Origin of the sequence: Methylocella sp. (genome assembly GCF_041905455.1) — a bacterium.
GTDB lineage: Bacteria > Pseudomonadota > Alphaproteobacteria > Rhizobiales > Beijerinckiaceae > Methylocapsa.
The window spans coordinates 115,407-139,744 of record NZ_JAYRLA010000009.1 but is presented as its reverse complement, the minus strand read 5'-3'; the positions used below and the strand labels follow the sequence as shown (position 1 = coordinate 139,744).

Below are 24,338 nucleotides of genomic sequence, written 5' to 3'. Positions count from 1 at the left end.
GGCTCGCCGCGAGCGCCGTTCCTTGACTCGGCCCGCCTCTCGTCTTCCGGGAGCGCCTGCGGCGGCGCTCGCGCCGCGCGGCGGTTCACGCGCGCGAGGAACGCGCTAGACTTTGGCGGGGCGCGGCCCGATTCGCGGCGGCGAGGCGGTTGCGTCCCCTGCTTGGCCTGCGCCTTGCTCGTCGGGAGCGTCCGCCGCGGCGAACGCGCCGCAGAACCAGAAAGAGCGCCGTCACGATGGAATCCGCAGCCGACACGTCCCCTGCGACCGCCCCTTCCCCGAGCGACGCGCCGCAATCGCCCAAGGTCGCCGAAATCCGCGACCTCATCCTCGCCAAGCTGCGCTACGCCGTCGGCAAGAACGTCGCGTCCGCCAGCAAGCACGACTGGTTCATCGCCACTGCGCTCAGCGTCCGCGACAAGGTCGTCGACAGCTGGTTCTCCTCGATCGTCCGCGCCAAGGCCTCCGGCGTCAAGCGCGTCTATTATCTCAGCCTCGAGTTTCTGATCGGCCGCCTGCTCATCGACGCGCTGACCAACATGCAGCTGATCGACGAGACGCGCGCGGCCCTCGCCGAGCTCGGCGTCGACCTCGACGACCTGCGCGAGGTCGAGCCCGACGCGGCGCTCGGCAACGGCGGCCTCGGCCGCCTCGCCGCCTGCTTCATGGAGAGCATGGCGACCCTCTCGATCGCCGCCTACGGCTACGGCATCCGCTACGACCACGGCCTGTTCCGCCAGCGCATCAAGGACGGAAAGCAGCTCGAATATCCCGAGGACTGGCTTTCGCTCGGCGACCCGTGGGAGTTCCAGCGGCCGGAAATCGTCTACGGCGTCGGCTTCGGCGGCCACATCGAGGCGCAGGCCAGCCCTGACGGCGAGCCCAAGCAGGTGTGGATGCCGGCCGAAACGGTGCAGGCGATCGCCTACGACACGCCGATCGCCGGCTGGCGCGGCGCGCATATCAACACGCTGCGCCTGTGGGCGGCGCGCGCGCCCGATCCGCTGCGCCTCGACATGTTCAACAGCGGCGACCATGTCGGCGCGCTGATGGACCGGGTGCGCGCCGAATCGATCTCCAAGGTGCTCTACCCGGGCGACACCAGCCCGGCCGGCCAGGAGCTTCGCCTGCGGCAGGAGTATTTCTTCGCCTCCGCCTCGATCCAGGACCTCGTGCGCCGGCACCTTTCCCTGTTCGGGGACATCCGCACCCTCGCCGACAAGGCCTCGATCCAGCTCAACGACACCCATCCGGCGATCGGCGTCGCCGAGCTGATGCATGTGCTCGTCGACCGCCACGACGTCCCGTGGGACGAGGCCTGGACGATCACCAGGAACACTTTCAGCTACACCAACCACACGCTTCTGCCGGAGGCGCTCGAGACCTGGCCGGCGCCGCTGATGGAGCGGCTGCTGCCGCGCCACATGCAGATCATCTATCTCATCAACGCGATCCATCTCGACAGGATGGCGAAGAGCGGGGGCGGCGTCGCCGAGAAGCTCGCCGCGCTGTCGCTGATCGACGAGGCGCACGGGCGGCGCGTGCGCATGGGCCATCTCGCCTTCCTTGGCTCCCACAAGGTCAACGGCGTTTCGGCGCTGCATTCCGAGCTCATGAAGACGACCGTGTTCCACGACCTCGACGCCGCCGATCCGGGCAAGATCGTCAACAAGACGAACGGCGTCACCTTCCGGCGCTGGCTCAAGGAGGCCAATCCGGCGCTGACCTCGCTGCTTATGGAGGTCGTCGGCGACGGCCTGCTCGACGACGCGACGGCGCTCAAGAAAATCGAGCCGCTCGCCGACGACGCCTCGTTCCAGGAACGCTACGCGGCCGTCAAGCGGGCGAACAAGGTCGCGCTCGCGCGCCTCGTGCAGGAGCGCGTCGGCGTGAAGCTGAACCCGGACGCGCTGTTCGACGTTCAGATCAAGCGCATCCACGAATACAAACGGCAGATTTTGAACATTCTTGAAACCGTCGCCATTTACGAGGAGATTCGCACGCAGCCCTATCGCGACTGGATCCCGCGCGTGAAGATTTTCGCCGGCAAGGCCGCGGCGAGCTACGCCACCGCCAAGCTCGTCATCCAGCTCGCCAACGACGTCGGCCGCGTCGTCAACTCCGATCCGACGGTGCGCGGCCTGCTCAAATGCGTGTTCCTGCCTAACTACAACGTCAGCCTCGCCGAGCGCATCATCCCGGCGGCAGATCTCTCCGAGCAGATCTCGACGGCCGGCATGGAGGCTTCAGGCACCGGCAATATGAAGCTCGCCCTCAACGGCGCGCTCACCATCGGCACGCTCGACGGAGCCAACGTCGAGATTCTGGAGCACGTCGGGCCGGACAACATCTTCATCTTCGGCCTCGCCGCCGACGAGGTGGCGGCGAGGCGCGCCCAATCGATCAGCGGGCAGGAGGCGATCGCCCGCTCGCAGCGGCTCTCCGACGCGCTGGAGGCGATCGGCTCGGGCGTGTTCTCGCCCGAGCAGCCGGACCGCTACCGCTCGCTCGTCGACGCCCTAACCTACCACGACTTCTTCCTCGTGACGGCCGATTTCGACAGCTACTACGCGAAGCAGCGCGACGTCTTCAGGCGTTGGCGCGACAAGAAGGGCTGGCGACGTTCGACGATCATCAACACCGCCAACATGGGGTGGTTCTCCTCCGACCGCACCATCGGCGAATACGCCGTGGAGATATGGAACGTGCCGACGACCGCGCCCGGCCGCGCATGACGGCTGGCGAAGCAGACGCGGCCGCCGAGCCGCCGGGCGCGCAATTCTGCGCCTGGCGGCTTGACGACGACTCGATCGACGCGATCAGAGCCGCGCGCCACCCCGACCCTTTCGCCGTGCTCGGCCTGCACGCGGCCGGCGGCGGCGTGGTCGTGCGCGCCTTCTCGCCCGACGCCTCGAAGCTGCGCGCCGTGTTCGAGGACGGGCGCGCCCTGCCCCTCGCTGACCGCGGCGGTGGCTTCTTCGAAGGCTTCCTCGAAACCGCCGCGCCGCCCCTGCGCTATGAGCTCGAGGCGGAAAATCCGGGCGGCGCGTGGACCTACGTCGATCCCTACCGCTTCGGGCCCGTCCTCGGCCCGATCGACGACTATCTGCTCGTCGAGGGCTCGCACCGGGCGCTGCACCACAAGCTCGGCGCCCATGTGACGCGCGTCGAGGGCGCCGCCGGCGTGCGCTTCGCCGTCTGGGCGCCCAACGCGCAGCGCGTGTCGGTGGTCGGCGACTTCAACCGCTGGGACGGGCGCCTGCACCAGATGCGCAAGCGCGTCGATTCCGGGCTGTGGGAGATCTTCGCGCCCGGCGTCGGCGCGGGGACCAACTACAAATATGAAATCGTCGCGCGCGACGGACGGCTGCTGCCGCTGAAGGCGGACCCGGTCGGCTTCGCGGCGGAGCTGCGGCCCTCCACGGCCTCGATCGTCGCCGAAATCCGCGACTTTCCCTGGACCGACGCCGAGTTCCTCGACGCCCGCGCGCGGCGCGAGCACTGGCGCGAGCCCATGAGCGTGCTCGAGGTCCATCTCGGCTCATGGCGGCGCGGCGAGAACGGCCGTTTCCTCACCTACGACGAGCTCGCCGACCAACTCATCCCCTACGCGAAGGACATGGGCTTCACCCATGTCGAGCTGATGCCGGTCTGCGAGCATCCGCTCGACGCCTCCTGGGGCTATCAGCCGATCGGCCTCTTCGCGCCGACGAGCCGCTTCGGCGATCCGGCCGCCTTCGCGCGCTTCGTCGACCGCGCCCACGCCGAAGGCCTTTACGTGATCCTCGACTGGGTCCCGGCGCATTTTCCCGTCGACGCGCACGGCCTCGCCACGTTCGACGGCGAGCCGCTTTACGAGCACGCCGACCCGCGGCGCGGCTTCCACCCGGACTGGAACACGGCGATCTACGACTACGGCCGGCGCGAGGTGTCCTGCTTCCTCATCGCCAACGCGCTGTTCTGGCTTGAGCGCTACCATATCGACGGGCTGCGCGTCGACGCCGTCGCCTCCATGCTCTACCTCGACTATTCGCGCCAGCCCGGCGAGTGGTCGCCGAACGCGGACGGCGGCAACGACAACCGCGACGCGGTCGCCTTTCTCAAGCGCTTCAACGAGCTCGTCTACGAGGAGCATCCGGGCGTCGCGACGTTCGCCGAGGAATCCACCGCCTGGGCGGGCGTCACAGCCCCGACGTCGAGCGGCGGCCTCGGCTTCGGCTTCAAGTGGAACATGGGCTTCATGCACGACACGCTCGACTACATGGAGCTCGATCCGATCTACCGGAAATGGTCGCACGACCGGATGACCTTCGGACTCGTCTACGCCTTCTCCGAGAATTTCGTGCTGCCGCTCAGCCACGACGAGGTTACACACGGCAAGGGTTCGCTGCTCGCCAGGATGTCGGGCGGCGACTGGCGCAAGTTCGCGACCCTGCGCGCCTACTACGGCTTCATGTGGGGCCACCCCGGCAAGAAGCTCCTGTTCATGGGCCAGGAGTTCGCGCAGCGGCGCGAATGGAGCGAAGAAGGCGAGCTCGACTGGTTCCTGCTTGACGCCGACGCGCATGCGGGCGTGCGCGCGCTCGTGCGGGACCTGAACCGCCTTCTCAAGAAGACGCCGGCGCTCCACCGGCGCGACAATGAGCCTGGCGGCTTCTCATGGATCGTCGGCGACGACGCCGCGCAATCCGTTTTCGCCTTCGCGCGTTACGGCGAGGACGGCGACCCGCCGGTCGTCGTCGTCAGCAATTTCACGCCGGAGCCTCGCCACGACTACATTCTCGGCATGCCCGCCGCCGGACGCTGGCGCGAGGCTCTCAACACCGACGCCTCCTGCTACTGGGGTTCGGGCGCGGGCAACTGCGGCGCGCTCGAGGCGACGGCCGAGCCTGCGCACGGCCAGCCCGCCTCCGTGCGCCTCACCCTTCCCCCCCTCGCCACCTTGTTCCTCGTGGCCGACGCGTGAAGCGTCCGCGAGCGGCCTCGCGCCGCCCGGCGGAAAGCGTTCAAAGGACCGAAGATGAGAACCAGCGCTCCCATCGGACGACAGGCCATGGCCTTCGTGCTCGCAGGAGGACGCGGCAGCCGCCTGCTCGAACTGACCGACCGCAGGGCGAAGCCCGCGGTCTATTTCGGCGGCAAGATGCGCATCATCGACTTCGCCCTGTCGAACGCGCTGAACTCGGGGATCCGCCGCGTCGGCGTCGCCACGCAGTACAAGGCGCACAGCCTGATCGGCCATCTCACGCGCGCGTGGAATTTCTTCAGGACCAGCGGCAACGAATTCTTCGACATCATGCCGGCGAGCCAGCGCGTCTCCGAGGATCAGTGGTACGCAGGAACCGCCGACGCCGTGTTCCAGAACATCGACATCATCCGCGACCGCGGGCCGAAATACATGGTCATCCTCGCCGGCGACCATATCTACAAGATGGACTACGAGGTGATGCTGCAGCAGCACGCCGATCAGGGCGCCGACGTCACGGTAGGGTGCCTCGAGGTGCCGCGCGAGGAGGCGAGCGGCTTCGGCGTCATGCATGTCGACGAGAACAACCGGATCCTCGACTTCATCGAGAAGCCGAAGGACCCCCCGGCCATGCCAGGCAAGCCCGACGTCGCGCTGGCCTCGATGGGCATCTATGTGTTCGAGACGAACTTCCTGTTCTCCCTTCTCGAGCGCGACGCCGCCGACCCCGGCTCGTCGCGCGACTTCGGCAAGGACATCATTCCCTACATCGTCAGGAATGGGCTGGCTGTCGCGCATCATTTCGCCGATTCCTGCGTGCGCTCGACCGAGGAAGAGGGCTCCTACTGGCGCGACGTCGGCACCGTCGACGCCTATTGGCAGGCGAGCATCGACCTCACCGACATCGTTCCGGAGCTTGACCTGTTCGACAACAACTGGCCGATCTGGACGGAAGGCGGCGTGACGCCGCCCGCCAAATTCGTGCACGACGAGGACGGGCGGCGCGGCCTCGCCATCTCTTCGGTGGTCTCGGGCGGATGCATCGTCTCGGGCGCCTGCGTCAAGCGCTCGCTGCTCTCCACCGGCGTGCGCGTCAACTCCTACAGCGACATCGAGAACGCCGTCGTGCTGCCCTATGTGGAGATCGGCCGCTCGACGCGGCTGCGCGACGTCGTCGTCGATCGCGGCGTCAAGATTCCGAGCGGCCTCGTCGTCGGCGAGGACCACGCGCTCGACGCGCAGCGTTTCAGGCGCACCGAAAAAGGCGTATGCCTGATCACCCAGGCCATGATCGACCGGATTCGCTGAGCGCGCATGAGCGACGTCGAAGCCCTCGCCATCGTTTCGGAGGCGTACCCCCTCGTCAAGACGGGCGGCCTCGCCGACGTCGCGGGCGCGCTGCCCGGCGCGCTGGCGCGCGAGGGCGTCAGGGCGACGACGCTGCTGCCCGGCTATCCGGCGGTGACGCGCGCGCTCGAGCGCGCCGAGGAGATCCTCGCTCCGTCCCCCCTTATGGGCGCGCCGGCGCGCGTGCTGCGCGGGCGGGCCGGCGGGCTCGATCTCTTCGTGCTCGACGCGCCGCATCTCTACGACCGGCCGGGCAATCCCTATCTCGGGCCCGACGGGCGAGATTACGAGGATAATCCTTTCCGCTTCGCCGCGCTGGCGCAGGTCGGAGCAAAGCTCGCCTTCGGCGAAGCGGCCGGCTACGCGCCGGACGTCGTTCATCTGCACGACTGGCAGTCGGGCCTGGCGGCGGCCTATCTGCGCTATGACGGGCGCAGGCGTCCGGGCGTCGTCGCCACCGTCCACAACCTCGCCTTCCAGGGACAGTTTCCGGCCGCGCTGCTGCCCGGCCTCGGCCTGCCGCCGCAGGCCTTCTCGATCGAGGGCGTCGAATATTACGGCATGATCGGCTTCCTCAAGGCCGCCCTGGCGCTCGCCGACCGCATCACCACCGTCTCGCCGACCTACGCCGCCGAAATCCGCACGCCGGAGCACGGCATGGGCCTCGACGGCCTGCTGCGCCAGCGCGCCGACGTGCTCAGCGGCGTTCTGAACGGCGTCGACGCCGACGTCTGGGACCCGGCGAACGACCCGTTCATCGTCCAGCCCTACGATGTCGACTCGATCGGCCTGCGCCCCGCGAACAAGGCGGCGCTGCAGGAGAAATTCGGCCTCGAGCCGGACCCGGGCGCGCTGCTGCTCGGCGTCGTCAGCCGGCTCTCGTGGCAGAAGGGGCTCGACCTGCTGTTCGACAGCTTCGACCTGCTCGACCGCCTCGGCGCGCAGCTCGCCGTGCTCGGCTCCGGGGAGCCGGCGCTCGAGCAGCGTCTCGCCGCCGCCGCGGAGGCCCGCCCGGGCCGCGTCGGCGCGCTCATCGGCTATGACGAGGCGACCGCGCACCGCATCCAGGCCGGCGCCGACGCCATCGTCATTCCCTCCCGCTTCGAGCCCTGCGGCCTCACCCAGCTCTGCGCGCTGCGCTATGGGGCGCTGCCGATCGTCGCCCGCGTCGGCGGCCTCGCCGACACCATCGTCGACGCCAACGAGATGGCGCTCGCGGCGGGCGTCGCGACCGGCGTGCAATTCTCGCCGACGACGCGCGAGATGCTGGCCTCGGCGCTCGAACGCGCGGCGCGGCTGTGGGACGATCCGCAGGCGTGGGACGCCACGATCCAGAACGGCATGTTGACGGACGTCTCGTGGCGCCGGCCCGCCGCCGTCTACGCTCGCCTGTTCAGGGACCTCGCGCGCGAGCGCGGCCAGATACGGACGCAAAGCACATGATCGTCGAAACAGTGGAAACCGCTCCCTTCGAAGGGCAGAGGCCCGGAACCTCCGGCCTGCGCAAGAAGACGCCCGTCTTCCAGCAGCCTCATTACGTCGCCAATTTCGTGCAGTCGATCTTCGACTGCCTCGAAGGCTACGAGGGCGCGACGCTCGTCGTCGGCGGCGACGGCCGCTTCTTCAACCGCGAAGCCATCCAGACCGTCGTCAAGATCGCGCTCGCCAACGGCTTCGGCCGCGTCCTGATCGGCCAGGGCGGAATCCTGTCGACGCCGGCGACGTCCAACGTCATCCGCCAATATGGCGCCTTCGGCGGAATCATCCTCAGCGCGAGCCATAATCCCGGCGGCCCGCACGGCGACTTCGGCGTCAAATACAACGTCGCCAACGGCGGCCCGGCGCCCGAGAAGGTGACCGAGGCGGTGTTCGCGCGCACGAAGGAAATTTCAAGCTACCGCATCCTCAAGGCTCCGGACTTCGACCTCGACGCGCTCGGGACGACGCGCCTCGGCGAGCAGACCATCGAGATCATCGACCCCGTCGCCGACTACGCCGCGCTGATGCGAAAGCTGTTCGACTTCGAGCGCATAAGAGCGCTGTTCAAGTCAGGCTTCCGCCTGAAGTTCGACGCCATGTCGGCGGTCACCGGCCCCTACGCCTCGCGCATCTTCGAGGACATGCTCGGCGCGCAGGCGGGATCGGTGCTCAACGCGACGCCGCTGCCCGACTTCGGCGGCCACCATCCAGACCCAAATCTCGTCCACGCGAAGCATCTGCTCGACCTCGCCATGTCGCCTGACGGGCCGGACCTGTGCGCGGCCTCCGACGGCGACGGCGACCGCAACCTCGTCATCGGCCGCGGACGCTTCGTGACGCCCTCCGACAGTCTCGCGATCATCGCCGCCAACGCCCATCTCGCGCCCGGCTACGCCTCGGGCGTCAAGGGAATCGCGCGCTCCATGCCGACGAGCCGCGCCGCCGACAAGGTGGCGGAGAAGATCGGCGTCGCGCTCTACGAGACGCCGACGGGCTGGAAATTCTTCGGCAACCTGCTCGACGCCGGCATGGCGACGATCTGCGGCGAGGAGAGCGCCGGCGCCGGCTCCGACCATGTGCGCGAGAAGGACGGCCTGTGGGCCGTGCTGATGTGGCTCAACATCCTCGCCGCGCGCGGCGAAGGCGTCGACGCCGTGGTGACGAAGCACTGGGCCGAGCACGGCCGCAATTATTACGCCCGTCATGACTATGAGGAGGTCGAGGCGGCGGGGGCCGACGAGCTCATGCAGACGCTGCGCGACGCGCTGCCCGGCCTCAAGGGCGAGACCTTCGGCGCGCTGCGGATCGCCGGCGCAGACGACTTCGCCTATCATGATCCGGTCGACGGCTCGGATTCGGCGCGGCAGGGAATCCGCGTCCATTTCGAGGACGGCGGACGCATCGTCTACCGCCTGTCGGGCACCGGCACCGCCGGCGCGACGCTGCGCGTCTACATCGAGCGCTACGAGCCCGATCCCGCGCGCCAGCAGATGACGACGCAGGAGGCGCTCGCCGACCTCGCCCGTCTGTCGCAGGAGCTCGCCGGAATCGCCCGCTTCACCGGCCGCAAGGCCCCGTCCGTCGTCACCTGAGCCGCCCGCTTGGCCGCGATCCTTTCGATCACGCCCGGCTCGCCGGAGCCGCTCGGCGCGTTTCCGCGCGACGGCGGCGTCAATTTCGCCGTCGTCTCGAGCGCGGCCGAGGCGCTCTTCGTCTGCCTGTTCGACGACGAGATCCACGAGATCGAGCGCCTGCGCCTGCCCGGCCGCATCGGCGACGTGTTCCACGGCCATGTCGCGGGACTTGGCGAGGGCGCGCGCTACGGCTTCCGCGCGCAAGGACCGTTCGAGCCCGAGAAGGGGCTGCGCTTCAATTTCGACAAGCTGCTGCTCGACCCTTTCGCGCTGGAGCTCGACCGGCCTTTCAGGCTCAACGCCGCGCTGTTCGACGCGCGCATCCATGGCGCGGCCGAGGATCGCGCCGACAGCGCGCCCTTCATGCCGAAGGCGATCGCGCGCGCGAGGCCGGCCGCCGCCCCCCGGCGCCGCCGGTCCGTCGCGTGGCGCGACCTCGTCATCTACGAAATGCATGTGCGCGGCTTCACGGCGCTTCACCCGGAGGTTCCCGCCGAGCTGCGTGGAACCTTCGCCGGCCTCGCCCATCCGGCCGCGCTCGCCCATCTGAAGCGGCTCGGCGTCACCGCGGTCGAGCTTCTGCCGATTCACGCCTTCGTCGACGAGCGCCATCTGCCGCCGCTCGGCCTCTCCAACTACTGGGGCTACAATCCGGTCGCCTGGCTCGCGCCGGACCCGCGCCTCGCCCCCGGCGGCTGGCCGGAGGTGCGCCGCGCCGTCGAGGCGCTTCAGGCCGAGGGAATCGTCGTTCTGCTCGACGTGGTGCTGAACCACAGCGGCGAGAGCGACCACCTTGGCCCCACCCTGTCGCTGCGCGGCCTCGACAATTCGCTCTACTACCGCCTCGAGCCGCAGGCGCCGGCGCTCTACCAGAATCAGGCGGGATGCGGCAACGTGCTGGCGCTCGAGCGGCCGCAGCCGCTGCGCCTCGCCCTCGACTGCCTGCGCACGGCGGCCGAACTCGGCGGCTTCGACGGCTTCCGCTACGACCTCGCGAGCGTCCTCGCGCGAGGCGCTGACGGCTTTTCGCCGACCCACCCGTTTCTGGCGGCGGCGACGCAGGACCCGCTGCTGCGCGACCTCATCCATGTCGCCGAGCCTTGGGACATCGGCTGGGGCGGCTACCAGCTCGGCGAATTTCCCGCCTCCTGGGGCGAATGGAACGACAGGAGCCGCGACGACATCCGCCGCTTCTGGCGCGGCGATCCGCGCCGGCTCGGCGCGCTCGCAGCAAGGCTCGCGGGCTCGGCGGAAATCTTCGCCCCGCGCCAGCGCCCGCTGTCGCGCTCGGTCAACTACGTCGCCGCGCACGACGGCTTCACGCTGCGCGACCTCGTCTCTTATTCGCACAAGCGCAACGAGGCGAACGGCGAGAACAACCGCGACGGGACGGACGAGAATTTCTCCTGGAGCTGCGGCGTCGACGGCGAGACGGAGGACGCCGCCGTTCTGGCGCGGCGCAGGGGCGACGCGCGCGCCCTGCTGGCGACGCTTTTCGCCTGCCGGGGCGTTCCGATGCTGACCATGGGCGACGAGCTCGGCCGCACGCAGAAGGGCAACAACAACGCCTACGCGCAGGACAACGCGCTCGCCTACGTCGACTGGACGGGCGCCGACGAGGAGCTGATCGACTTCACCGCCCGCCTCGTGCGCCTGCGCCTGCGCGAGGGCGCGCTGACCGCCGAGACGCCGCTTCAGGGGCGCCCGATCGACGCCTCGGGCGCGCCGGACGTCGAATGGCTCGGCCCCTCCGGCGAGCCGCTGACGCCGGCGCAATGGGACGAGGAGGCGGGCGACGCGCTGACGGCCGTCTTCTACGATCGGGGCGATTCTTCGCGCGCGGCCAGCCGCGTCGCCGTCCTCGTCAACCGCGCCCACGCTCCGGTCGAGATGCGGCTTCCCTTTCCGCGCGTCGGGCGGGGCTGGACGATCGGCGCGCATTCGGCCGACCCCGACGCCTGCGGCGCGCCGGGCGACCAGGTTCTGACGCTGCCCCCGCGCAGCGTCGTCATCCTGACCGAGAGCGTCGAGGCCGCCGCGCGGAGCGTCGGCGTCGACGACCGCGTCCTCGACCGTCTCGCCGCCGCGGCGGGAATCGCGCTCGACTGGCACGACGTCGTCGGACGCCGCACCGTGGTCTCCGCGGAGACGAAGCGCGCACTGCTCGAAAGCCTCAGCCTCGGCGCGCGCTCCACCGGCGAGGCGCTCGGCCGTCTCGGCGAGCTGTCGCAGGAAGGCGCCTTTCGCCCGCTTCCCGTCGCGACGACGCTGCGGCGCGGCGACGCGCAGACGTTGCGGCTTGGCGGCGCCCTCGCCGACGCGGCGCGGCCCTTCGCCCTGTCGATCGCCTGCGAGGACGGCTCGACGCCGCAGGTCGTCGTTCCGCCCGATCTCGGCGAACGGCGCGAGACCATAGCTCCGGACGGGCGGCGCGCGCTCGTGCGCGACATTCCGCTTCCCGAGCTCCCGATCGGGCGCCATGAAGTCCTGTGCGACGCGGCCCCTGACCTCGTCGGCCATCTCTCCATCGCGCCGCGCTCCGCCTTCCTGCCGCCCGAGCTCGAAGCCGGCGGCGTCTTCGGCCTCGCCGCGCAGGTCTACGGGCTGCGCCGGGACGGAAACGGCGGCGGCTGGAGCGGCGACCAGGGGATCGGCGATTTCACCAGCCTGCGGCTGCTCGCGCAGGAGGCCGGACGCGCCGGCGCGCTCGTCGTCGGGATGAACCCGCTGCACGCGCTCTACCCGCACGATCCCGAGCGGGCGAGCCCGTACCATCCCTCCGACCGCCGCTTCCTCGAACCGCTCGCCGTCGACCTCTACGATCTGCCGCCCGAGCTTTTGACGCATTCCGTGCGCGCCGCCCTCGAGCGGGCCGCGCCGCAGGCGCGCGCGCTCTCGCAGACGCCCTTCGTCGACTATGGCGCGGTCAGCGCGCTGAAGGAGAAGCTGTTCGACGTCGCGCACGCGGCGTTCCGCGCGCGCCGCCTCGCCTCGCCCAACGACGTTCTCGCGCTGGAGTATGAACGCTTCCTCGTCGTCGGCGGCGAGAGCCTGCGCCGCTTCGCGCTGTTTCAGGCGTTGGAGCGCTTTTATGGCGCGACGCTGCGCAGCTTTCCGCCCGAGCTTGCGACGCCGCACGCGGCGGGGCTCGAGGCGTTCGAGCGCGCCCACGAGGAAGAGGTCGACCGCGCCAAATTCCTGCAATTCCTCGCCGATCGGCAGTTCGCCGCGGCCGCGAAGGCGGGAGAGGCCGCGGGGCTGAGGCTCGGCTTCTATCGCGACCTCGCGGTCGGCTGCGCGCCGGACGGGGCCGAAGCCTTCTCCGAGATGAGCCGGCTGATGCAGGGCGTCTCGATCGGCGCGCCGCCCGATCCGCTCGGGCCGCGCGGCCAGGTGTGGGGCCTGCCGCCGTTCGATCCGCGCGCGCTGGCGCAGGACGGCTTCCGCAGCTATGGGCGGCTGATCGCCGCCAATATGGCCTACGCCGGCGTGCTGCGTATCGACCATGCGCTCGGGCTGCGCCGCCTCTTCCTCGTGCCCTCCGGCGCGGACGGGCGCGACGGCGCCTATCTGAACCAACCCTTCGAGGCGCTCGTCGGCCAGGTCGCGATCGAGAGCGGGCGGGCGCGCGCGGCCGTCGTCGGCGAGGACCTCGGCACCGTGCCCGAGGGCCTGCGCGACGCGCTGTCGGCCGCGAATTTTCTCTCCTATCGCGTCATGCGCTTCGAGCGGCGCGGGGACGGCGGCTTCATCGCGCCGTCCTGCTATCCGGCCCTTTCCGCCGCTTGCGTCGCGACGCACGACCTGCCGCCGCTCGCTGGCTGGTGGAGCGGCGCGGATCTCGACGAGGCCGCGGCGCTCGGGCTCCTCGACGATGACGCAGGCGCCCGCGCCGAGCGCGAGGCCGAGAAGCGGGCGCTCGGCGCGGCGCTCGCGGAAGATCACGAGCTCGCCCTAGCGACGGCGCCCGATACGGCGCTGGGCGCGGCCGAGGCCGCCGCCATCCACGGCTTCGTCGCGCGCTCGAAGGCCGCGCTGATGCTGGCGCAGACCGACGACCTGACGCTCGAGACAGCGCCGGTCAATCTGCCCGGCACCGACCGCGAGCGGCCGAACTGGCGGCGCAAGATCATGACGCCGGTCGAGACGATGTTCGCCCTGCCCTCGGCGCAGGCGATCCTCGGCGCGATCCGCCGCTGGCGCGGCGGCGCGTCGACGTAACCGGCGCGCGCGAGGCGCGCCGGGGCGGCGTCAGATCCAGCTCGGCCGGCGCAGGTCTAGGGTCAGCGGGAACTCGGCGTTGCGCTCCCTGGCCGGCGCGCGCATCGGCCCGGGCGTATGGCCGAAGGCGTCGAAGCGCGCGAGGCGGCGCGCCTCCGCCTCATAGCTGTTGACCGGGAAGGTCTCGTAATTGCGCCCGCCCGGATGGGCGACGTGGTAGACGCAGCCGCCGATCGAGCGCCCGGCCCATTCGTCGACGATGTCGAAGGTCAGCGGCGCATGGACCGGCACGGTCGGGTGCATGCCGATCGCCGCCTGCCACGCCTTGAAGCGCACGCCGGCGACCGCCTCGCCGCCGACCTCGGTCGCCGTCATCGGCATGCGCCGCCCGTTGCAGGCGATGACGTGCCGCCCCTCGACGAATCCCTCGCATTTGACCTGCAGCCGCTCGATCGAGGAATCGACGAAGCGCACCGTGCCGCCGATCGCGCCGGTCTCGCCCATGACGTGCCAGGGCTCCAGCGCCTGCCGCAGCTCGAGCTTCACCCCCTTGTGCTCGATCTCGCCGTAGAAGGGGAAGCGGAATTCCCACTGCGCCTCGTACCATGCGGAATCGAAGGCGTAGCCGGCGCGATTGAGGTCGGCGAGCACGCCGAGGAAATCGGCCCAGACATGATGCGGCAGCATGAAGCGGTCGTGCAGCGTCGTCCCCCAGCGCACGAGCGCGCCCTGTTGCGGCTCGCGCCAGAACCAGGCGACCAACGCGCGCAGCAGCAGTTGCTGGGCGAGGCTCATGCGCGCGTCCGGCGGCATCTCGAAGCCGCGGAATTCGACGAGGCCGAGGCGACCCGTCGGCCCATCCGGCGAATAAAGCTTGTCGATGCAGATCTCGGCGCGGTGCGTGTTGCCGGTGACGTCGATCAGCAGGTTGCGGTAGAGCCGGTCGATCAGCCACAGCGGGATCGCGCCGTCGGGGCCCGGCGTGTTGGCGAGCGCGATCTCGAGCTCGTAGAGCCCGTCGTGGCGCGCCTCGTCGACGCGCGGCGCCTGGCTCGTCGGGCCGATGAACAGGCCCGAGAACAGGTAGGACAGGCTCGGGTGGCGCTGCCAGTAGAGGACGAGGCTCTTCAAAAGGTCCGGGCGGCGCAGGAAGGGCGAATTCTGCGGGCTCGCGCCGCCGACGACGACGTGGTTGCCGCCGCCGGTGCCGGCATGGCGCCCGTCGGTCATGAACTTGTCGGCGCCGAGGCGGCACTGGCGCGCGTCCTCATAGAGGCCCTTGGTGGTTTCGACCGCCTCGCGCCAGCTGGCGGCGGGCTGGATGTTGACCTCGATGACGCCGGGGTCGGGCGTCACCTTGACGACTTCGAGGCGTGGGTCGTAGGGCGGCGGATAGCCCTCGATATGGACCGGCGTCTTCAGCCCCTCGGCCGCCGATTCGACCGCCGCGACGAGGTCGAGATAGTCCTCGAGCGCGTGGACCGGCGGCATGAACACGCAGATCACGCCGTCGCGCGGCTCGACGCTCAGGGCCGTGCGCACCGAGCCTTCGATCGGCGTCTGCTCGACGATCGTCTGGCGCGGCGTCGGCGGCGCCTCGCGCCGCTCGTAAAGCTTCAGCCGGTCGCGGATCACCTCGGCGTCGGGCAGCGGCGCGCGCTCCTCGAGCGGGTCCTGCGGCGTGACATGAGGATAATTCGCCGGCGCGACATAGGGCAGCGAGCCCAGCGGCAGACGGTAGCCGACCGGCGAATCGCCCGGCACGAGGAAAAGCTCGCCGCGGCGCAGGCGCCATTTCTCGCTGAGCCAGCCGCGGCCGGACGAGAGCGCCGGCGAGTTCCAGCGCTGCACCGGCAGCACATAGCCGGTCGGCCTGGCGAGGCCGCGCGCGAAGGCGCGGATCATGCGGTTGCGCTCCTCCGGGTCCTCGATCTTCGGGTCGAGCGGATCGACGTTGTCCGGCAGGCTTCCTTCCTTGACGAGCCAGACGGCCGGGTCCTCATAGGCCGGCAGCACGCATTCCTCGCCGACGCCGAGGAAGCCGGCGACGCCCCTGGCGATCTTCTCCGCCGTCTCGCGCTGCCGATCGGTGAAGGCGACATGCGCCTTTTCGGGCGCCTCCTCCTGCTCCGGCGCCGTGGTGCGGCCGACGGCGTCGATGAGCTGCGGGTCGCGCCAGATCGGCTGGCCGTCCTTGCGCCAGTAGAGCGAGAAGCCCCAGCGCGGCAGCGTCTCGCCGGGATACCATTTGCCCTGCCCGTAATGCAGCAGCCCGCCAGGGGCGACGCGCGAGCGGATGCGCCGGATCAGCGCGTCGGCGAAGGAGCGCTTGGTCGGCCCGACCGCGGCCGTGTTCCACTCCGGGGCTTCGAAATCGTCGATCGAGACGAAGGTCGGCTCGCCGCCCATGGTGAGCCGCACGTCCTGGCGCTTCAGATCCTGATCGACCTGCTCGCCGAGCGCGTCGAGCCGCTCCCAGGCCTCCTCCGAGAAGGGCATGGTGATGCGCGGCTTCTCGGCGACGCGCGTCACATTCATGTCGTAGATGAACTCGACCTCGGCGCCCATCTCGACGCCCCCGGAGATCGGCGCGGCGGTGGCGTAATGCGGGGTCGCCGAGACAGGGATATGCCCTTCCGCGCAGAACATGCCGGAGGTCGCGTCCATGCCGATCCAGCCGGCGCCCGGCAGATAGACCTCGGCCCAGGCGTGCAGGTCGGTGAAGTCGGCCTGCGCGCCTTTCGGCCCGTCGACGGGCTCGACGTCGGCCTTGAGCTGGATGAGGTAGCCCGACACGAAGCGGGCGGCGAGGCCGAGGTTGCGCAGGATCTGCACGAGCAGCCAGGCCGAATCGCGGCACGAGCCCGAGGCGAGGCCGAGCGTCTCCTCCGGCGTCTGCACGCCGGGTTCGAGGCGGATCACATAGTTGATCGCCCTGGAGAGATTGATGTTGAGGTCGACGAGGAAGTTGACGATATGCACCCGCTCGCGCGGCAGGCCGTCCATGTAGGCCGCAAGACGCGGCCCGAGCGGCTCGGGCGTGAGGTAAGGCGACAGATCCTCCTTGAGCTCGGGCTCATAGGCGAACGGAAAATGCTCGGCGTAGGGCTCGATGAAGAAGTCGAACGGATTGACCACCGACAGGTCGACGGTGAGGTCGACCTCGACCTTGAACTCGCGGACCTTCTCGGGAAAGACGAAGCGCGCCTGCCAGTTGTTGTGCGGGTCCTGCTGCCAGTTCACGAAATGGTCGGGCGGCGAGACCTTGAGGCTGTAATTGAGGATCCTGGTGCGGCAGTGCGGCGCCGGGCGCAGGCGCACGATCTGCGGGCCGAGCGAGACGGGGCGATCGTACTTGTAATGCGTGAGATGGTGGATGGCGGCGGAAATGGACAATGCTGCGAACCCGCGTTCCGCCGGACGAAGCCGCCCCCGCGTCCGCGCAGGCTCAAGCCGCCGACAAAGCTTGCGGTTTTATAGCAATCCGCGGACCACCCCGGTAGGAAGGGCGGCCGGAAGCAAAACGCCCAATGTTTGCCCAGCGGCGCGCCAAAGTCGCGGCGGATCGCCGAGAATTTTACGCCCGGCCGCCTGGCCGCGCCGCCCGCTATTTTTCCGGAAGATTGACCCTGATCGACAGCTCGCGCAGCTGCTTCGGCGTGACGCTCGAAGGCGCGCCGAGCAGAAGGTCCTCGCCGCGCTGGTTCATCGGGAAAGCGACGATCTCGCGCAGGTTCTCCTCCCCCGCGAGCAGCATAACGATGCGGTCGACGCCCGGCGCGATGCCTCCGTGCGGCGGCGCGCCGTACTGGAAGGCGCGGTAGAGGCCGGAGAATTTCTGCTCCAGCACGCTCTCGTCATAGCCCGCGAGCGCGAAGGCCTTGCGCATCACGTCGGGACGGTGGTTCCTGATCGCGCCCGACGACAGCTCGAAGCCATTGCACACGACGTCGTACTGGAAGGCGTTGATCGACAAAATCTTTTCGGCATCGGCGGGATCGAGCGCGAGGAAGGCGTCAAAGTCGTAATTGGGCATCGAGAACGGGTTGTGGGAGAAGTCGATCTTCTTCTCCTCCTCGTTCCACTCATACATCGGAAAGTCGACGATCCAGCAGAACTCGAAGACGTTCGTCTTCGAGAGCCCGAGCTCATTGCCGATGCGCACGCGCGCCTGCCCTGCGAGCTTCGCCGCCCTGTCGGCGCGGTCGCAGGCGAAGAACACCGCGTCGCCCGGGCCGACGCCGGCGGCCCTGGCGATGAGCTTCTGCGCCTCGGCGGGAATGAACTTGGCGATCGGCCCCTTGCCGACGGGCTCGGCGCCTTCGCCCTCGAAGATGACATAGCCGAGCCCCGCCGCGCCTTCCGACCGCGCCCAGTCGTTGAGCTTGTCGAAGAAGCTGCGTGGCTGGGCCGACGCGCCCGGCGCGGGAATGGCGCGCACCACGGCTCCCTGCGCCACCGCCTTCTTGAAGGCGTTGAAGTTCACGTCCTCGCGCGCGAAGACCTCGCTCACGTCGGCGATGACGAGCGGATTGCGCAGGTCGGGCTTGTCCGAGCCGTATTTCAGCATCGCCTCGGCGTAGGGGATGCGCGGGAATTCCTGCGTGACCGGCGCGCCTTCGCCGAACTCCTCGAAGACGCCGCGCAGCACCGGCTCGACGACGGCGAAGACGTCGTCCTGCGTGACGAAGCTCATCTCGATGTCGAGCTGGTAGAATTCAAGGCTGCGGTCGGCGCGCAGGTCCTCGTCGCGAAAGCACGGCGCGATCTGGAAATAGCGGTCGAAGCCCGCCGTCATCAGCAGCTGCTTGAACTGCTGCGGCGCCTGCGGCAGCGCATAGAATTTTCCGGGATGCAGCCGCGAGGGCACGAGGAAGTCGCGCGCGCCCTCCGGGCTCGAGGCGGTCAGGATCGGCGTCTGGAACTCGAAGAAGCCTTCCGCCTTCATCCGCGCGCGCAGCGAATCGACGACGCGGCCGCGCAGCATGATGTTCCTGTGCAGCTTCTCGCGGCGCAGGTCGAGGAAGCGGTAGCGCAGGCGCGTCTCTTCCGGGTAGCTCTGGTCGCCGAACACCGGCAAGGGCAGCTCGGCGGCGGGGCCCAGAACCTCGATCTCGGCGACGTAGAGCTCGACGAGGCCGGTCGGCATCTCCGGGTTCTCGGTGCCGGCCGGGCGCGCGCGCACGGCCCCGTCGACGCGCACGACCCATTCGGAGCGCAGCGTCTCGGCCATGGAGAAGGCCGGAGAATCGGGATCGACGACGCATTGGGTCAGGCCGTAGTGGTCGCGCAGGTCGATGAACAGCACGCCGCCATGGTCGCGGATGCGGTGGCACCAGCCGGAAAGCCGCACGCTCGAGCCGGCGTCGGAAAGGCGGAGGTCGCCGCAGCTGTGGGTGCGGTAGCGGTGCGTCATGACAGGTCTTTCAGAACTCTGGCCTTCGGGAATGCGGCTTTCGGGAGACGGGCCGTCGAAAGATGGCCGGTAAGGGCACGGCGGACAGTCCAAGTCAAGGTTTCGGCGCCTTGCGCCGCGGCGTCGGTAGCTCGCGGCGCCGGTTTGCTCTATTGAGGACTTCATGAACGTGATCACGACGACGCAGGCGCTCGCCGAGCTGTGCCTGCGCCTTTCCGCCCATCCCTACGTCACCGTCGACACCGAGTTCCTGCGCGAGACGACCTTCTGGCCGAAGCTCTGCGTCGTCCAGCTCGCCTCTCCCGAGGAGGCGGCGGCGGTCGACGTGATGGCCGAGGGGCTCGACCTCGCGCCTTTCTTCGCGCTGATGGCCGACCCTGACGTCGTCAAGGTCTTCCACGCCGCGCGGCAGGACCTCGAGATCATCTGGCATCTCGCGAAGTTAATTCCCGCGCCCCTGTTCGACACCCAGGTCGCCGCCATGGTGTGCGGCTTCGGCGACCAGGTTTCCTACGGCGACCTGACCCAGACCGTGTGCCGCGTCTCGCTCGACAAATCCTCGCGCTTCACCGACTGGGCGCGCCGCCCGCTGCTGCCGGCGCAGATCGACTACGCCATCGCCGACGTGACGCATCTGCGCGACATCTACCAGTTCCTGCGCGGCAAGCTCGCCCAGAGCGGCCGGCTCGGCTGGCTCGACGACGAAATGGCGCTGCTCACCTCGCCCGCGACCTATGAGCAGCATCCCGACAACGCCTGGGAGCGGCTGCGCGGGCGGGTGCGCAAGCCGCGCGACCTCGCCGTTCTGATGGAGGTCGCCGCCTGGCGCGAGGCGGAGGCGCAGGCGCGCGACGTGCCGCGCTCGCGCGTCCTCAAGGACGACGTGCTCGTCGAGGTCGCGCTCGCCGCGCCGCGCGGCGTCGAGGCGCTCGGCAACCTGCGCGCGTTCCCGCGCGGCATGGAGCGCTCGCGGGCCGGCGCCGACATCCTCGCCGCGGTCGAGCGCGGCCTCGCGCGAGATCAGAAGAGCCTGCCGAAGCTCGACCGCGACCGCAGGAACGGCGGCAACGGCGCGACCGTCGAGCTTCTCAAGGTGCTGCTGCGGCAGGTGAGCGAGGGCCACGGCGTCGCCGCCAAGATGATCGCCACGGTCGAGGACCTCGAGGCGATCGCCGCCGACGATTCGGCGCCGACGCAAGCGCTCAGCGGCTGGCGGCGCGAGCTGTTCGGCCTCAAGGCGCTGGAGCTCAAGCACGGCCGCCTCGCCCTGACCGTCGAGAACGGCCGCGTGACCCTGCTCGAATGGCGCGACGCCGAGGAGCCCGGAGAGCGGGCGCCGAGCTGACGCGGTCAGAGCGGCGCGACGGCGATCTCCGCCTCGCGCCCGATCAGCCGGGCGAGCTGCTTGACGCGGTTGTAGAGCCGGTCGCTGGCGAGCTCGGCGAGTTCACGTCCCAGCGTCAGCACCACCTTCTCCTTCGAACATATAAGCGGCGCGCGCGGCAGGACGTCCGGCATCGCGCCCGAGGCGACATAGGCGAGGCGCATCGCGGCGGCGACGATGCGGGCGCGATCGAGCATTCGCGCCGAGGCGAGCGCGCGAATCTGCGGGCTCACCTCGTCGTCGTCGAGGCCGAGATAGCGATAGGCCATGGTGAGCGCCAGGAAGGCGCGGCCGGCGTGGTCGACGCCGGTGAGCGAGGAGTTCTCGACGAGGTTGACGCTCTCCTCCGCCCGGTAGTCGGGATGGGCGCGCCAGTTCACGTCGGCGAGCAGGCAGGCGGCGTGACGCAGCCGCCGCTCCTCCGGCAGCTCGTCGAGATGCGAGGTCCGCATGAACTGGTCGGTCCAGTCGCAGAGGTCCTCGGCGTGGCGCGGCGCGCGGGAGAACAGAAGGTTCGCGTCCGCCGCGGCGCTGAGCAGCGGATCGACGCGCCGCTCATGCGCGTCGAGCATCTCATAGAGCAGCCCTTCCCGCACGCCGGCGCTCGAGATCATGATCTCCTTCGGCTTCGCCCGCCGGATGATCTCGGCGATGACCGCCGCGCCATAGGGCAGCAGCGGCCGGCGCTGCGCGTTGACCGCCTCGATCCCGAGCAGCGTCTCGGTGGCGACCCGCGTCAGCACCGAGGCGAAGTCGGCGGCGTCCTGCGCCGGAATGGCGTAGCCGTGCATGACGGCGAGCGGATAGTTGCGCTGGCGCATATGCAGCTTGGCGATGGCGCGCCACGTGCCGCCCACCGCGTAGAACGTGCGCCCGGCGAGCCGATCCATGACGCGGCAGTCGCTCAGCGCCTCGCGCGCGATCTTGGCCGCCGCCCGCGGCGACTGCTTCGAGGCGTCGATCAATGTAAGGCCGCCGAGCGGCAGGCTGACGCCCGTGGCGAGCTGAGCGCCCTTCACGTCGATGAGCTCCAGCGAGCCGCCCCCCAGGTCGCCGACGACCCCGTCCGGGCGGTGGAAGCTGGAGACGACGCCATGGGCGGAGAGCTCCGCCTCGCGCTGGCCCGAGATCAGCGAGATCTCGTGGCCGATCGCCTGCGTGGCGGCTTCGAGGAAGGCCGCGCCGTTCCTCGCGTCGCGCGCCGCGGCGGTGGCGAGAACATGAAGCTGGCCGACGCCGAGGATCGAGCACAGGACGCGGAAACGGCGCAGCGCGGCGAGCGCTTTCGCCATGCCGTCGTCCGGCAGGAGCCCGGTCAGCGCGACGCCGTGGCCGAGCGCGCAGAGCGATTTCTCGTTGAAGATCTGGCGCGGGGCGCGGCCGAGGCCCTCGTAGGCGACGAGGCGAACCGAGTTCGAGCCGATGTCGACGATGGCGATCGGCGCCGCGCCCGCGCTTCGTTCAGCGTCCCTCCAGCCGCTTGTAGAGAGTCTTGGGGCTGGAGGTCTTGAGTGATTTTCCACGGCCGGACAGACTCGGGTTGGTCATGAAGTAGGAATGGGCGTTGAACGGCTCGACGCCCGCCGGCGCCTGGATGCGCGAGGAGGAGCCGTCAGGCAAGACCCTGTAGCTCTGCTGGTTGTCGATCAGGTTGGCGACCATGATCTGGTCGAGCACCTGCTCGTGCACCGTCGGGTTGAGGATCGGCGCGAGCGCCTCCACCCGGCGGTCGAGATTGCGCTGCATGAGGTCGGCCGAGGATATGTAGACCCTGGCCTTGGCATGCGGCAGCCCGTGGCCGGCGCCGAAGGCGTAGATGCGCGCGTGCTCGAGGAAGCGGCCGATGATCGACTTCACCCTGATGTTGTCGGAAAGGCCCGGCACGCCGGGGCGCAGGCAGCAGATGCCGCGCACGACGAGGTCGATCGAGACGCCGGCCTGGCTCGCCTTGTAGAATGCGTCGATGATCTCGGGATGGACGAGCGAATTGCACTTGGCCCAGATCGCCGCCGGCTTTCCTTCTTTCGCGAAGGCGATCTCCTCCTCGATGTGCTCCAGAAGCTGCGCCTTCAGCGAGATGGGGGAGACCGACATCAGCTCCAGCCCCTCGGGCTCGGCGTAGCCGGTGATGTAGTTGAAGATGCGCGAGACGTCGCGGCCGATCGCCGGGTCGGCGGTGAAGAAGGAGATGTCGGTGTAGATTTTCGCGGTGATCGGATGGTAGTTGCCGGTCCCGACGTGGCAGTAGGTGGCGAGCGATCCGGCCTCGCGCCGCACCACCATCGACAGCTTGGCGTGGGTCTTGAGCTCGATGAAGCCGAACACCACCTGCACGCCGGCGCGCTCGAGGTCGCGCGCCCAGCGGATGTTGGCCGCCTCGTCGAAGCGCGCCTTGAGCTCGACGAGGGCGGTGACCGACTTGCCGGCTTCCGCGGCGTCGATCAGCGCGCGCACGATCGGACTGTCCGAGGAGGTGCGGTAGAGCGTCTGCTTGATCGCCACCACGTTCGGGTCCGCGGCCGCCTGGTTGAGGAACTGCACCACCACGTCGAAGGATTCGTAAGGGTGGTGGACGACGAGGTCCTTCTGCTTGATCGCCGCGAAGCAGTCGCCGCCGTTGTCGCGCAGACGCTCCGGGAAACGCGGATTGTAGGGCTTGAACTTCAGCTCCGGCCGGTCGAGCCCGACGATCTCGGAGAGGTCGGACAGGGCGAGCATGCCGTCGACGACGGACACCTCCTCCGGCTCGACGTCGAGCTCCTCCTCGACGAAAGCGCGCAGCTCCTCCGGCGTCTGGCTGTCGAACTCGAGCCGGATCACCGAGCCGAGGCGCCGGCGCTTGAGCGCCGTCTCGAACAGGAGGACGAGGTCCTCGGCCTCCTCCTCCACCTCGAGGTCGCTGTCGCGCACGACGCGGAACAGGCCGGCGCCGCGCACGCCGTAGCCCGGAAAGAGCTTTCCCGTGAACATGGCGATGAGATGCTCGAGCGCGAGGAAGCGCTGGCCGGGGCGGCATTCGTGCGGCGGCAGGCGCACGAAGCGCTGGATCTTCGCCGGCAGGCGGATCAGCGCCTTGGAGATCTTCTTGTCCGTCCCGACGAGCTCGAGCGCGACGCTGAGGCCGAAGTTCGGGATGAAGGGGAACGGATGAGCCGGGTCGATGGCGAGCGGCGTCAGCACCGGGAAGAGATGGTTGAGGAAGTATTGCGCGAGAAACGCCTTGTCGGGCCCGTCGAGCTCGCCCGGGTCGGTCAGGACGACGCCGGCCTCGGCGAGTTCGCCGCGCAGCTCGCGCCAGCGGCGCTGCTGCTCCACGGCCAGCAGGCTGACGCGCTCGCGAATGCGCGCGAGCTGCTGCGTCGGCACGAGCCCGTCCTCGGACGGCGCCATGACGCCCTCGCGCACCTGTCCGCGCAGGCCGGCGACGCGGACCATGAAGAATTCGTCGAGGTTGGTCGCCGAGATCGCGACGAACCGCAGCTGCTCGAGCAGCGGATGGTGGCGATTCGAGGCCTCCTGAAGCACGCGCCAGTTGAACTCGAGCCAGGAAAGTTCGCGATTGACGAACCGATGCGGCGTCAGATGGATGTGGGCGTCGTGCGTCGTCTCGTCGACGACGCGCTCCGGCAGCGGCGCAGGGCCGGCCTCGTCGGCGAGGGCGGCGGCGGTCGCGAAATCGGGCTCCGCGACGATCTCGACCTCGGCTTCGCCCTCCTCCGGCTCGATCAGGCGGAAAGCCTCGGTCGGCTCGGGCGCGACGTCCGCCTCGCGCGCGCGGGACGACCTGCCGCGCGTCGGCCGGCCCGGCTCGCGCGCGCGCCGTTCCTGCGTCGAGGATCCTTCCGCTTCCGAGGTCATCTGCGCATCCTTTCCAACCAAGACGAACGCGCG

General features: G+C 69.6%; 11 protein-coding genes. 7 read left to right on the top strand and 4 right to left on the bottom strand.

The window, feature by feature from the left end; translation table 11 throughout:
* Window positions 1-236: 236 nt before the first annotated feature.
* From ACE3OG_RS09785 to glgX, 6 genes are read left to right on the top strand one after another with little or no spacing between them, the layout of a single operon-like run.
* Window positions 237-2,735, top strand: a complete 2,499-nt coding sequence (locus ACE3OG_RS09785) for a glycogen/starch/alpha-glucan phosphorylase (RefSeq protein ID WP_374308060.1) — start codon at window positions 237-239, stop codon at window positions 2,733-2,735.
* Complete coding sequence (gene glgB / locus ACE3OG_RS09780; protein WP_374308058.1) at window positions 2,732-4,966, top strand: 1,4-alpha-glucan branching protein GlgB; 2,235 nt, start codon at window positions 2,732-2,734, stop codon at window positions 4,964-4,966. Before ACE3OG_RS09785 ends, glgB begins: the two co-directional genes overlap by 4 nt.
* Window positions 4,967-5,020: 54 nt before the next feature.
* The gene (gene glgC, locus ACE3OG_RS09775) at window positions 5,021-6,274 is read left to right on the top strand and encodes a glucose-1-phosphate adenylyltransferase (protein ID WP_374308057.1); all 1,254 of its coding nucleotides are present in this window, start codon (window positions 5,021-5,023) and stop codon (window positions 6,272-6,274) included.
* 6 nt (window positions 6,275-6,280) lie between these two features.
* Window positions 6,281-7,756 carry a glycogen synthase GlgA gene (gene glgA / locus ACE3OG_RS09770; RefSeq protein WP_374308055.1) on the top strand — a complete coding sequence of 492 codons (1,476 nt, stop codon included), beginning with the start codon at window positions 6,281-6,283 and terminating at the stop codon, window positions 7,754-7,756.
* Complete coding sequence (locus tag ACE3OG_RS09765; RefSeq protein ID WP_374308138.1) at window positions 7,756-9,384, top strand: alpha-D-glucose phosphate-specific phosphoglucomutase; 1,629 nt, start codon at window positions 7,756-7,758, stop codon at window positions 9,382-9,384. Before glgA ends, ACE3OG_RS09765 begins: the two co-directional genes overlap by 1 nt.
* 9 nt (window positions 9,385-9,393) lie before the next feature.
* Window positions 9,394-13,647 (top strand): glycogen debranching protein GlgX, encoded by a 4,254-nt coding sequence (gene glgX / locus ACE3OG_RS09760; protein ID WP_374308053.1) that lies wholly within the window; start codon window positions 9,394-9,396, stop codon window positions 13,645-13,647.
* Between the two features lie 30 nt (window positions 13,648-13,677).
* On the opposite strand, the gene ACE3OG_RS09755 is transcribed toward glgX, so the two are convergent.
* Together ACE3OG_RS09755 and aspS are read right to left on the bottom strand one after the other, a co-directional pair.
* Window positions 13,678-17,043 carry a DUF2126 domain-containing protein gene (locus ACE3OG_RS09755; RefSeq protein ID WP_374308051.1) on the bottom strand — a complete coding sequence of 1,122 codons (3,366 nt, stop codon included), beginning with the start codon at window positions 17,041-17,043 and terminating at the stop codon, window positions 13,678-13,680.
* Between the two features lie 211 nt (window positions 17,044-17,254).
* Window positions 17,255-19,063 carry an aspartate--tRNA ligase gene (gene aspS, locus ACE3OG_RS09750; RefSeq protein ID WP_374308049.1) on the bottom strand — a complete coding sequence of 603 codons (1,809 nt, stop codon included), beginning with the start codon at window positions 19,061-19,063 and terminating at the stop codon, window positions 17,255-17,257.
* 163 nt (window positions 19,064-19,226) lie between these two features.
* Here aspS and rnd point away from each other — a divergent pair, with 163 nt between their 5' ends.
* A complete protein-coding gene (gene rnd, locus ACE3OG_RS09745) occupies window positions 19,227-20,408 on the top strand; it encodes a ribonuclease D (RefSeq protein ID WP_374308048.1) in 1,182 nt (393 codons plus the stop codon).
* 5 nt (window positions 20,409-20,413) lie between these two features.
* Here rnd and ppx read toward each other — a convergent pair whose 3' ends face one another.
* The gene (gene ppx / locus ACE3OG_RS09740) at window positions 20,414-21,970 is read right to left on the bottom strand and encodes an exopolyphosphatase (protein WP_374308046.1); all 1,557 of its coding nucleotides are present in this window, start codon (window positions 21,968-21,970) and stop codon (window positions 20,414-20,416) included.
* Window positions 21,909-24,305 (bottom strand): RNA degradosome polyphosphate kinase, encoded by a 2,397-nt coding sequence (locus ACE3OG_RS09735; RefSeq protein WP_374308044.1) that lies wholly within the window; start codon window positions 24,303-24,305, stop codon window positions 21,909-21,911. The genes ppx and ACE3OG_RS09735 overlap by 62 nt, the downstream gene beginning before the upstream one ends.
* Window positions 24,306-24,338 lie beyond the last annotated feature (33 nt).